We start from the raw sequence: 12,559 nt of genomic DNA on the forward strand, positions 1-12,559 counted from the left end.
TCCGATTTGAGAAACCTAAAGGGTTGTAAAAGTGCTCAATTAATGGAAAAGATCTTGTTCTATAGAGCTTTCTCGATCAAATTCGAGACGTATCTAGCAGAATTCCCCATCTGCAAAAAAAGATTGACACTCCCCTCTCCTTTACCTACACTTTAATCTGTAAAGGAATTGTAATGTTTTCAGATAAATTCCTTGAGATAAAGGGAGAGAGAATAATGGCACAACAACTGACTAATACAATAGAAGCAGATAAAGGATGGAAGATCTGGTGGCAGCTCACCAGACCGCACACTTTGACTGCTGCATTCGTTCCTGTACTTTTGGGAACGGTACTTGCTCTTCAATATACTGATATTCATTTTCCGCTGTTTTTAGCGATGCTTGCAGCTTCATTGCTCATCCAGGCAGCCACGAATATGTTTAATGAATACTATGACTATAAACGAGGTCTCGATACAGAACACTCCGTCGGGATCGGCGGCGCGATCGTCCGCAATGGGGTGAAGCCCTCAACAGTCATGACCATCGCCTTTTCCTTTTACGGTATCGCCTTGGTATTGGGAATCTATATCGTCATGAACAGCTCATGGTGGCTGGCGGTGATCGGCTTAGTGTGCATGGCAGCCGGCTACTTTTATACAGGAGGGCCGATGCCGATTGCCTACACCCCGTTAGGTGAAATCGTCGCCGGATTATTCATGGGGCTCATCATCATCCTGATTTCCTTCTACATCCAGACGTCGATGATCACCACTTACAGCATTTTGATTTCTGTCCCTGTCTCGATATTGGTCGGCATGATATTGCTTGCCAACAATATCCGGGACCTGGATGGGGACAAAGAGAACGGACGTAAAACGGTTGCGATCCTGCTCGGCAAAAAAGGGGCAATCGTCTTCCTCGGCGCCATGTTCTTCATCACTTACGCATGGGTAGCGGGACTGGTCTTTTTCGGAGAGGCACCTGCATGGTTATTCGTTTCTTATCTTAGTATTCCAAAAGCAGTCAAAGCTACGAAAGGCTTTATTGGAAAATCACATCCGCTCGAAATGATGCCTGCAATGAAAGCGACAGCTCAGACAAATACCATTTTCGGTTTCTTGTTGTCGGCCGGACTGCTGCTTGCCTATTTCATTTAATAATCCATCGCTGAAAAACCGGAAAGTTTTTATGTCCGGTTTTTTGTTTATCATCACCATCCTCACTTTTATGTTTTAATCAGTCCACTTTCGGATAAAGTATGATTAGACCATAAAATATGATTCGGTCATCAGGGCCGAATGAATGATAAGGATGTGAGAAGATTGCTTACAAATAGTCAGCAAGAAACACTGAAGAAAGAATTGCTTCAACAACAATCTCAATTAAAAGAGCATCTCAACCAAGATTTAGACAGTCTTCAACATACAAATGAACGTGATAACACAGGAGAGCTTTCTCTTTACGACAACCATCCCGCTGATATGGGTACGGAGCTGTATGAACGGGAGAAGGATTTTGCGATTGACGACCATTCAAAAATCGAATTGAATAAAATCGATCAGGCATTAAAAGCAATGAACGCGGGAACATACGGCAAATGCAAGGAGTGCGGGCAGGAGATCCCTTATGAACGCCTCGAGGTGGTGCCGACAACCCTCTATTGCAAAGATCATACACCTGAGCAGTCCAAGGCGGGAGACCGCCCTGTAGAAGAGGATGTGCTTCAGCCGCCGATCGATAATGAATTCCGTCATCGCACAAATGGAAATGTACGTGATGACGGGGATAGTTTCCAGGAGGTCGCCCGTTATGGAACATCCGAAACACCATCGGATTTCGAAGGCGATTACGAGGACTACTCTGAGCTCTATGAAGGAGAAGATTCATCCGAAGGCTTCTCCGAAGATTACGAAAGCTTTGTCGGAACGGACATCGACGGTTCGAACCAGAAGACGTATCCGTCCAAGAAACATGAGGATTATGAAGAAATGCTTGATGAAAACAAGTTGGAATCGCCGATCGGGGATATCCCGTATAAAGATGGCGACAGTTATGTTTCCAAAAAAAATAAATAATTTCAAAAACCTCAAAGTACAGGAACCACTCTGAGCTTTGAGGGTTTTTTACCGGATTTGTAAAGAGTGACTACATAATAAAAAACCGGGCACGAAATCAAACACCGATTTCATACCCGATTCCCAATATGGTTGGGACAAGGAACCTGTCCCTGCGTCCCTGCCATTATGACCGGGACATGGCTGCGTACCGACTACCTCATCAAACTGCCCTGTACGATTTTCCAGATTTCCCTCGAGTACTCTTCGATCGTGCGGTCACTTGAGAAATAGCCGGAATTGGCGATATTGTGCAAGCACATGCGCGACCATCCTTCTCTATTCTCGTACGCTTTTCCTGCTTCTTCCTGGATCCGTGCGTATGAATCAAAATCCCGGAGGACAAAAAATTGGTCGTTTTCCCCCAGCAGGGAGTCATAAATCGTTTCAAAGTGGTCATCCGCATCAGGCAGTGAGTCGTTGATCAGCTGGTTCAGAACCTTTTTGATGCGCGGATCGTGATGGAAGTATTCCATCGCATAGTAACCGCCTTGTTTCTGATAATTCATAACTTCTTCTGCCGTCAAGCCGAAGATGAAGATATTGTCTTCCCCTACCTGCTCAAGGATCTCGATATTCGCACCATCTAGTGTCCCTAATGTGAGCGCACCGTTCATCATGAATTTCATATTACCTGTACCGGATGCTTCCTTGCTTGCAGTTGAGATCTGCTGGGACAAATCAGCGGCCGGGATGATTTCTTCAGCCAGTGATACCCGGTAATTTTCCAGGAAGACGACCTTTATCTTGTCTTTCACCAGTGGATGATCATTCACGAGATCAGCTACGGAATGGATCAGCTTTATGATTTTTTTCGCATAGAAATAGCCCGGAGATGCCTTCGCCCCAAATATAAATGTACGGGGATGGAAATCAAAATGGGGGTCCTCCACACAGCGGTTGTACAGGTGCAGGATATGAAGCACATTCAGCAGCTGCCGTTTATATGCATGAAGCCTCTTCACCTGAATATCAAAGATGGAGTTCACGTCGACCTTCATCCCGTTACTTTCAAAGATGCGCCTGGCCAATCTCTCCTTATTCTGCTGCTTCACTTTATAAAGATCTTCCAGAAAAGCGGCATCAGTTCTATACTTCCCGAGGTTCACCAGCTTTTCGGGCTGACGGATCCATTCGTTCCCTATTCCGGATGTAATGAGTTCCGACAGGGCAGGATTGCTATTAAGAAGCCATCTTCTATGTGTGATGCCATTGGTCTTGCTGTTAAACTTATCAGGATAATATTGATAAAATAAGTTCATTTCCCTCTGTTTCAGGATTTCGGTGTGAATCTTTGCCACTCCGTTGACACTGAAGCTGCCGACTATCGCCAGATGTGCCATTTTTACCACACCGTGTGAAATAATGGCCATATCCTCGATCCTCTTCCATTCACCCGGGTACTCTATCCATAGCTCCTTGCAGAATCGCTCATTGATCTCATTGACAATCATATAGATCCTCGGGAGCAGCGGCTGAAAAATACGGACCGGCCATTTTTCCAATGCTTCAGAAAGAGTCGTATGGTTTGTATAGCCAAAAGTCTTCGTCGTAATGCCCCATGCCTCTTCCCAGTCGTACTCATATTCATCCACGAGCACCCTCATGAGTTCAGGAATGGCGAGCACAGGATGGGTATCATTGATATGGATCGAGACATATTCGTGCAGATCCTTTAAATCCCCGTATCTGTAAATGTACGAATCAATAATGGACTTGATACTTGCTGATACAAGGAAATATTGCTGTTTCAAACGAAGGATCTTCCCTTCATCATGGGTATCATCCGGATAAAGGAATTCAGTGATCGCCTCTGTGTCCCGCTTGTATTTCATCAGGTCTTTTCCTGCCTTATAAGCTGCAGGCTCGGCGCTCCATAACCGAAGCGTATTGACGGTCGAGGTTTCATGACCTACAACAGGCATATCATAAGGAACGGCAGACACCAGCTCGGCATCGACATGACGAAACTTCAGAACTTCGTTTTCCGTAAATGATTCAACCTTGCCCCAGAAAGGCACCTCCACAGTCAAATCCGATTTCCGGACTTCCCAGACGTGGCCATGACGGAGCCACTGTTCGGGAAGCTCCATCTGGAAGCCATTGACGATTCTTTGCTCGAACAACCCGTGTTTATACCGGATGCCGTATCCATGCCCGGGCAAATTAAGAGAGGCTAAAGAATCCAGGAAACAGGCAGCCAGACGCCCCAATCCTCCATTCCCTAACCCCGCATCATGCTCAATTTCCTCAATGTCAGAAAGATCGATTCCAAGATCCTTCAGCCCCTGATCGACGACCTCATAGATGCCAAGGTTCATCAGGTTCTGTCTCAGAAGGCGTCCCAGCAGGAATTCAATCGATAAATAATACACCTGCTTCTGTTTATTAAAACGATACTGTTCATTCGTATGAATCCAGTTCATGCTGATGTATTCCCGAATCAGATGACCTAACGTGAAGAATTGATCCTGAGCGGTTGACTCAGGAAATGTTTTGCCATACATCATTTCAAGTTTTTTGAGGAACATTTCTTTAAATTCGTTGTGATCAGAAAACATGGCTTTCACTCCTCGATACAAGGTCAGCATATAATTGGTTGTATTTAAAGGCCGATTGAGCCCAACTATAATCTTTATTCATGGCAGTTTGTACGATATGCTTCCATGTTTCCTTATCGTTGTGAAAGAATTCCATCGCTCGTCTGTACGTATAAAGCATGTCATGCGCATTAAAGTTTTTAAAAGAAAATCCGTTCCCTGTCCCTGTTTCTTCGTTATACGATTGAACAGTGTCGTTCAATCCACCCGTTTCCCTTATTAGCGGCAGCGCGCCGTACCGCAAGGCAATCAACTGGCCGAGCCCGCAAGGTTCAAATTTGGACGGCATGAGGAACAGATCGGAAGCCGTGTAGATCTCCTTCGCCAATCCCTCATTGAATCCGATTGTGACTCTTACCTTATCAGGATACCGTGATTCCATCTCACGGAAGAACTGTTCGAACTCCCAATCACCTGTCCCAAGTAAAACGAATTGAACGTTTTCTTGAAGCATTTCATGGAACACAGCCTTCACCAGGTCAAGCCCCTTCTGCACCGTCAAACGGGAAATGATAGACATGATCGGGATGTCTTCATTTACCTCAAGATTCAACTTCTCCTGCAGCTCACGCTTTGCCTGAACCTTTCCATGGAGGTTATCACTTCTATAAGGAAAGGTTCCTTCAGTTGGGTTGTAAACTTCATCGTCTATGCCATTCAATATTCCCTGAAGCTGAGTGTAGCGCTGCTTTAAAATCCCATGAAGCTTTTCACCGTAATAGGGAGTCAGGATTTCTTCTTTGTATGTCGGGCTGACAGTAGTGATTGCATCCGATGAAATCAACGCACCCTTCAAAAAGTTGATGTTTCCATAAAACTCAAGATACTCCGGGTGGAAATAGCGCTCTGCCACTCCCAGTAAGTCCGTCATGACTGACTTCGGGAAAATCCCTTGAAATTGAAGATTATGAATTGTAAACACACTGCGGATAAACGAGTAACCCGGTCTATCCTGATACTCTGTCCTCAATAAGAACGGGATCATTCCCGTATGCCAGTCGTGGCAGTGAATGACATCCGGGTAAAAATCAATGACCTCGATTGCATCCAACACTGCCCTCGTGAAAAAAGAAAAACGCTCCCCATCATCGAAATAACCGTACATGCGGTCGCGGTTGAAATAATACTCATTATCTACAAAGTAATAGATCACTCCTTCGTGATGAGCTTCTTCAATGCCGCAATATTGATTCCTCCATCCCACAGAGACAAAGAACTCTTTTTGCTTCTTCATTCCTGCCCGGTATTCATGAGGGATTCCTCCATACTTTGGGAGAATCACCCTGACATCCGTCCCGAGGCTTTTTAGTTCTTTCGGGAGGGCACCCGCAACATCCGCCAATCCTCCCGATTTAACAAATGGGACACATTCCGATACTGTAAACAATACTTTCACGAATTCATCAGCGCTCCTTGAATCATCCCCTTGCGGATAACGATGGGATTTTCCGGATCTCCGACCAGTTTCACACCGTCTTCAACCCTCACATCTTTATCCAGGATGACATTCTCTAGTACACAGTTATCTCCAATTTGACTCTTTTGCATAATAATACTGTTCGAAATGCTTGTATTCTTTCCTACTTTCACGGCTCTGAACATCGTGGAGTTGTGGACATTCCCTTCGATATAGCAGCCGTTTGCAATGATGCTGTTCTTGACACTTGCCCCGGAGGTATAGCGTGTAGGCGGCTCATCCTTCACTTTCGTATAAATAGGTGTTTCTTTCTTGAACAGCTCTTTCCATGAAGAAACATTTAATAGCTTCATGCTTGTTTCATAATATTTGTCGATGCAGTCGACTGTTTCGACAAATCCGATATGCTCATATCCGCATACTTTATATCCGCTGTCCATATCTTCAACTACGTCTTTCATACACGTATAACCGGTCTCTCCGCGGGTCTCGATCAGCTCTCTTAATAACGACGTCTTTACAAGATACATTTCAAGTGATTTGCCTTTATGACGGATTTCCGTGACGTCACATCCAATCATCGCGTGCCTTTCCAGGACAGGGCGATATTGGATATTACAGACCGTGTAGCAATTACTGATCAATGCATATTCCTGGCGGCTCCGGTAGAAGTAATCGATATGGTAGGCAAAATGATTGAACGAACCCATTCCTTCATTCGACGCCTCGACTCCCGGGGCAGGAAAGAAGAACAATCCATCACGCTTGCGGTTCAAATCCCAGTTCTTCCCTGAACCAAGATGGTCCATCAACGAGCGATACTGGAATTTAGGGAAAATGGCAACCGATCCTATATCCGAATTCACCATATTTGAAAGCACGAAATCAATCAAGCGGTATCTTCCCGCTATCGGAAGCGCTGCCAAGGAACGATGTAAGAGCAAATCTTCTAATGATTTGTAATAACCAGTGGCATCAATAACTCCAAGCAATGTATTTTTCACGACAATTCCTCCTCTTAGGTTGTACGGTTAGAGAACTTTACACTTCTTCTTGCTCGAGCAATGTTTCAATGAATGCTTCCGTCACGAGGATCACTTCTTCAGATCCTTCTTCCGGCATGATGCAGACTCCATCCGGCACGTTGACATCAGACGGCACAATCGCCTGTTCAATGTATGCATTCTCTCCGATCACCGCATCAGGCATGATCACCGATCTGGAAATATGGGCTCCTTTTTTTACCGTCGTTCCCTGGAATAGCACAGACTTACTGATCGTTCCTTCGATTGTACACCCTTCATTGACAAGCGACCCTTCAACGAATGCATCCGCCGAGATATATTGAGGCGGCTCATTCGGATTGACCGAATACACTCTCCATTCATGATCGAACAGATTCAATTCGTTGCTCTCATCAATCAGATCCATATTCGCTTCCCATAAGCTCTTTACCGTACCCACGTCCTTCCAGTAACCCTTGAACGGATAGGCCATCAGCTTCTTCTTTTCATCAAGAAGGAGTGGAATCACATCTTTACCGAAATCATGACTGGATTGTGGATTTCGCTCATCCATTTCCAGAAAATCCTTCAAGACGGACCAATTAAAGATATAGATGCCCATCGATGCCAGATTGCTCTTCGGATCAGCCGGCTTCTCTACAAATTCCGTGATCCTCATTTCATCATTCGTGTTCATCAAACCGAAACGGCTTGCCTCTGCCCAGTCCACTTCAATCACCGATATCGATACATCCGCTTTCTTCTTGATATGGTAATCAAGCATTTTGCTGTAATCCATCTTGTAGATATGATCGCCAGACAAGATCAGCACATATTCAGGATCATACTGTTCCAGGTAATTCATATTTTGATAGATGGCGCTTGCCGTCCCTGTATACCAACGCATCTCGGATGATTCCGCATAAGGCGGGAGCACCGTCACACCGCCGTTCCTTCGGTCGAGATCCCATGCACTCCCGATCCCGATATAAGAATTCAACACAAGCGGCTGATACTGTGTCAGAACCCCTACTGTATCGATGCCTGAATTCGTGCAGTTGCTCAAAGTAAAATCAATGATGCGGTACTTGCCTCCGAATGGGACGGCAGGCTTCGCTAATTTTTTCGTCAGTGAGCTTAGGCGACTCCCCTTACCGCCTGCTAATAACATAGCCACACATCTTCCTTTTGCCATTTCATTCTCCCCTTTCATACCCTGGTTTTAAATAAACTGCACCATACGGCGGGATTGTCATTTCCACATATCCGTCTTTCCCGTGATAGCTGTCATCCTGCATGGGAATCGGTGCGGGATTGACTTGATGGGATCCCCCATATTTGCCTTCATCACTATTCCATATCTCTATATAGAAGGCGGCATGAGGTACGCCGACCTTATACCCGTGATAGACAATCGGACTGAAATTAAAGATTGCTACAATATGATCGCCCTCCTTCTTTCCTTTTCTGATAAAAGAAAAGATCTGCTGCTCTGAATTATTCACATCGATCCATTCAAACCCCCCGGACCTGTGATCGAGCTCATATAAAGCCTCAGCATTGTTATATAAATGCAGAAGGTCCTTGAAAAATGAATTGAATTTGTGATGATATTCGTAACTCGTTAAGTGCCAATCCAATTCCTCTAAATCCTTCCACTCCGAAAACGGAGCCAACTCACTTCCCATAAAGAGAAGCTTCTTCCCCGGGTGGGCCGTCATAAAACTTAGAAGCAGCCGGTACTGCGCGAACTTCTGCCAATAATCACCCGGCATTTTATTCAACAATGATTTCTTCCCATGTACGACCTCATCATGTGAGAATGGGAGAACATAATTTTCTGAAAAGGCATACATAAGGGAGAACGTCAGCAGGGAATGCACTGCTTTCCGTTTCGGATAAGGTGTCTCCATATAATCGAGCACGTCATTCATCCAACCCATATTCCATTTATAATTAAAGCCGAGCCCCCCGTAATGAACAGGCGATGTCACCTGCGGCCAGTCCGTCGAATCCTCCGCGATCATCAGGATGGAAGAATCATATTCAAACACCGACTGATTCAGCTTTTTCAAAAATTCGATCGCCCCCTGGTTCGGGGACTCCTGACCCTGGTTGGGCCAATAAATGATATTTGCCACCGCATCAATCCGGAATCCATCAATGTGATACATTTCCATCCAGAAACGGGCATTGGAAATCAAGAAACTCCTGACTTCGCCTTTTCCCAAATCGAAATTTGCCGTCCCCCATGTATAGTTCTCGCGGTCGCGTTCTTCCCCGTACTCATAGGCAAAAGAACCATCGAACTGATACAAACCATGGGCATCTTTACAGAAGTGTCCCGGAACCCAGTCCAGAATGACGCCTATATCATTCCTGTGGCATTCATTAATGAATGCCATCAAATCATGAGGTTCCCCATACCTGCTAGTAGGGGCATAGTAGCCCGTTCCCTGATAACCCCAGGACCGGTCGAAAGGATGCTCTGTGACCGGAAGCAGCTCAATATGGGTGAATCCATGCTCTTTGACGTGAGGAATCAACTCCTGCGCCAGCTCCGAGTAAGAGAGGAACTTCCCTTTCTTCTTTTTCCACGTCCCTAAATGAACCTCATAAATGAACAAAGGCTGATCATAGACGGTTGAACCTGACCTCTCACTAAGCCACTTTTCATCACTCCATGTGAACCCGTCCAGTTCATATACGATACTGGCTGTATGAGGGCGTTTCTCTGAAGCAAAACCATATGGATCCGCTTTGAGCTTCCTCTCTCCGGATAGAGCCGTCATTTCATACTTGTATGTTTCACCTGTCAAATCACGGTTCACCCGAATGACCCAAATGCCTTCCTCATTCCACTTCTCCAGTTCATAACCGGTACCGTTCCACCCATTGAAAGATCCAACCAGTGAAACACTTCGTGCATTCGGTGCCCAAACGCAAAATTCTGTATAGGTCCCCCGTGCATCTCCCCTTACATGAGAACCCATAAACTGATACGCTTGCTGTAAACTTCCCTCATGAAATAAAAAAACATCATAATCAGATAACATCATTGCGTTCATCACTTCACCTACATTTTTCAATCTATTTAACTACTTTCTGTCACTTATGAGAAAATCCTTTTTATAAACATCGTTCTAAAACGACATAATCCTACACAAACAAATAAGAAAACGTTTGCATTGGAATATAAAGGTAAATGATAAGGTTTACATTCAAAAAACTACTGATAACACTGCCGAAACATGTCGAAAGGTTTATTGATTAAAAAAACGGTAAAACAAAAGGATTCCGTTATTAAGTATTGGTCCACTTGAAATGTAACCACTCCTCACTCCGGAATACCGAACAATCAACATGTAGAAATTTGGAATTGAATCTGGCCAGCAGAAGGATCCATACATGTAAAATAGAAAGACCCGTCTCACACTGCGTTATTGCAATGCAAGACGGGTCTTATTAAGGAGAAAGGTCTATGAGTTTAGTACAAAATGATTACTGAAACAACGCTTTAAATGATTAATGAGAATATAGATTGTTCACTGGATCAGAAGCTGTGGTTCAAATGCTGATACTGATATCGATCTCATTCTCATTATTTAAACGCATTCTGGATGACTCCATAACTTTCCCATTCATCCATCATTGATAAAATCAACCTCTTAATATCTGCCACTTTTACCTCTCCGCATTCCTCGTGGTCCACAAGGTCGAACAATGCAATCAGGTCCAAGAGCTTCGCTTTCTGCAGCCACTTATCCGGCAAGTTCCCTCCATTTTCTTGATAACTCAAAATAAAGGGCATTAACATACTTGTGTCTATACCTTCATAACGCAGCATATTTCCAATATCCATTAATGGCGGACCGCTGAATGCATACTCCCAATCTAAAATCGCAGAAATTTTAATACTCCCATCCTTCTCTTCAACCAATATATTCAACGGATTAAAATCACTATGTACCAAGAAATTTTGTTCTTCTGGACCATCCAGAATACAGGCATGTTCCTGCGAAAACTTCAAAACATTCCCGCATACCTTTTCCCCTAAATGTTTGGAGACATAGCCTCTTCTATAAATCTCTTCCATAATGGCCATGAACGAAGAAGCACTGATTTCAACATACTCCCTTATGTTCAACTGATCATCAAAAAATCCGGAAGCGGGAAATTTCATTTTATGTATTTCAGCCAAAGCAGCACCTGCAGCTGCAGCAGCACTCCGAATTTCATGTGCATTCTCCCTGTATATCATTTCAGAAAGCTGCTCTCCCCGAACCAACTTCATCAGCAAAAAGGGGGATTGAAATACGGAGCAGCTCGAATCAGAATAGACTATTTCAGCCACCGGTACCCTTCCCTTCAAGAGCTTCACTATTTCACATTCAACCTTCATGCTTTTATTGTTACTACCATACAGCCGTAAAACAAAATCCTCATTCGAGCTTGTTGTGACCTTGATGTTGGAATTATTCAAGCCTCCACTCAACATCTCAATGTACTCGACCTTATCCTCTTCGAAAAAGGGCATAAGCATTTTTCTGACTGTATTGATGTCAGGCGAGATCTGCTCTTTCATCCGTTCCCATCCAGCTTTCATCATGGACCCTCCTCGCAAACAAAGTATTCTCAATCCAGTAATATCATAAAAAAGCGAAACTTTCGGTATAAATACAAAAAAGACTATCAACATGATAGTCTCTTTAAATGACCCGTACGGGATTCGAACCCGTGTTACCGCCGTGAAAGGGCGGTGTCTTAACCGCTTGACCAACGGGCCTTAAATGGCGGAGAAGGAGGGATTTGAACCCTCGCGCCAGTTGCCCGACCTACACCCTTAGCAGGGGCGCCTCTTCAGCCACTTGAGTACTTCTCCATATGGCTCCGCAGGCAAGATTCGAACTTGCGACCGATCGGTTAACAGCCGATAGCTCTACCACTGAGCTACTGCGGAATATTGAGATGGTGGGCCTAAGTGGACTCGAACCACCGACCTCACGCTTATCAGGCGTGCGCTCTAACCAGCTGAGCTATAGGCCCATGGAGCGGGTGATGGGAATCGAACCCACGACATCAGCTTGGAAGGCTGAGGTTTTACCATTAAACTACACCCGCAAATAGTTGGGGCGACTGATGGGAATCGAACCCACGAATGCCGGAACCACAATCCGGTGCGTTAACCACTTCGCCACAATCGCCATGATACAAAATAAAAATGGTGGCTCAGGACGGAATCGAACCGCCGACACATGGATTTTCAGTCCATTGCTCTACCAACTGAGCTACTGAGCCACACTATGTAATTAAAAGTGGCGGTCTGGACGGGACTCGAACCCGCGACCTCCTGCGTGACAGGCAGGCATTCTAACCAACTGAACTACCAGACCAAAGTTTTTTGCGAAAGCAAAATAACTATCCATTTGCGAAAGCAAAATT

The 12,559-nt window shown here is 44.8% G+C and carries 8 protein-coding genes and 8 tRNA genes; 2 read left to right on the plus strand and 14 right to left on the minus strand.

Going from position 1 to position 12,559, the window contains the following annotated elements; translation table 11 throughout:
• Positions 1 to 215: 215 nt before the first annotated feature.
• Positions 216 to 1,139, plus strand: coding sequence for a 1,4-dihydroxy-2-naphthoate polyprenyltransferase (locus V6B33_RS19715; protein WP_334219388.1), 924 nt, complete (start codon positions 216 to 218; stop codon positions 1,137 to 1,139).
• Between the two features lie 156 nt (positions 1,140 to 1,295).
• Positions 1,296 to 2,057, plus strand: a complete 762-nt coding sequence (locus V6B33_RS19720) for a TraR/DksA C4-type zinc finger protein (RefSeq protein WP_334219397.1) — start codon at positions 1,296 to 1,298, stop codon at positions 2,055 to 2,057.
• A gap of 194 nt (positions 2,058 to 2,251) precedes the next feature.
• Here the strand turns inward: V6B33_RS19720 and V6B33_RS19725 are convergent, their stop codons facing one another.
• The 14 genes from V6B33_RS19725 to V6B33_RS19790 form a co-directional block, all read right to left on the minus strand.
• Entirely contained in the window at positions 2,252 to 4,657 is a 2,406-nt protein-coding gene (locus V6B33_RS19725; RefSeq protein ID WP_334219389.1) for a glycogen/starch/alpha-glucan phosphorylase, read from the minus strand.
• Positions 4,647 to 6,092 (minus strand): glycogen synthase GlgA, encoded by a 1,446-nt coding sequence (gene glgA / locus V6B33_RS19730; protein WP_334219390.1) that lies wholly within the window; start codon positions 6,090 to 6,092, stop codon positions 4,647 to 4,649. Before glgA ends, V6B33_RS19725 begins: the two co-directional genes overlap by 11 nt.
• Positions 6,089 to 7,117, minus strand: a complete 1,029-nt coding sequence (locus V6B33_RS19735) for a sugar phosphate nucleotidyltransferase (RefSeq protein ID WP_334219391.1) — start codon at positions 7,115 to 7,117, stop codon at positions 6,089 to 6,091. Before V6B33_RS19735 ends, glgA begins: the two co-directional genes overlap by 4 nt.
• 37 nt (positions 7,118 to 7,154) lie before the next feature.
• Complete coding sequence (locus V6B33_RS19740; protein ID WP_334219392.1) at positions 7,155 to 8,312, minus strand: glucose-1-phosphate adenylyltransferase; 1,158 nt, start codon at positions 8,310 to 8,312, stop codon at positions 7,155 to 7,157.
• A gap of 1 nt (position 8,313) precedes the next feature.
• Complete coding sequence (glgB, locus tag V6B33_RS19745; protein WP_334219393.1) at positions 8,314 to 10,185, minus strand: 1,4-alpha-glucan branching enzyme; 1,872 nt, start codon at positions 10,183 to 10,185, stop codon at positions 8,314 to 8,316.
• Between the two features lie 533 nt (positions 10,186 to 10,718).
• On the minus strand, positions 10,719 to 11,726 hold the full coding sequence (locus V6B33_RS19750) for a phosphotransferase family protein (protein ID WP_334219394.1): 1,008 nt from the start codon (positions 11,724 to 11,726) through the stop codon (positions 10,719 to 10,721).
• 105 nt (positions 11,727 to 11,831) lie between these two features.
• A tRNA-Glu gene (locus V6B33_RS19755) sits at positions 11,832 to 11,903 on the minus strand.
• Between the two features lie 5 nt (positions 11,904 to 11,908).
• A tRNA-Ser gene (locus tag V6B33_RS19760) sits at positions 11,909 to 11,999 on the minus strand.
• Positions 12,000 to 12,002: 3 nt separating this feature from the next.
• Positions 12,003 to 12,077 (minus strand) — tRNA-Asn (locus tag V6B33_RS19765).
• Positions 12,078 to 12,086: 9 nt separating this feature from the next.
• Positions 12,087 to 12,163 (minus strand) — tRNA-Ile (locus V6B33_RS19770).
• A 1-nt stretch (position 12,164) separates the two neighbouring features.
• Positions 12,165 to 12,238: transfer RNA gene (locus tag V6B33_RS19775), tRNA-Gly, on the minus strand.
• A gap of 7 nt (positions 12,239 to 12,245) precedes the next feature.
• Positions 12,246 to 12,321 (minus strand) — tRNA-His (locus V6B33_RS19780).
• Between the two features lie 18 nt (positions 12,322 to 12,339).
• Positions 12,340 to 12,415: transfer RNA gene (locus V6B33_RS19785), tRNA-Phe, on the minus strand.
• Positions 12,416 to 12,433: 18 nt separating this feature from the next.
• Positions 12,434 to 12,510: transfer RNA gene (locus V6B33_RS19790), tRNA-Asp, on the minus strand.
• Between the last annotated feature and the right edge of the window lie 49 nt (positions 12,511 to 12,559).

Source organism: Mangrovibacillus sp. Mu-81 (assembly GCF_036867415.1).
Taxonomy (GTDB): Bacteria; Bacillota; Bacilli; order Bacillales; family Bacillaceae_B; genus Rossellomorea.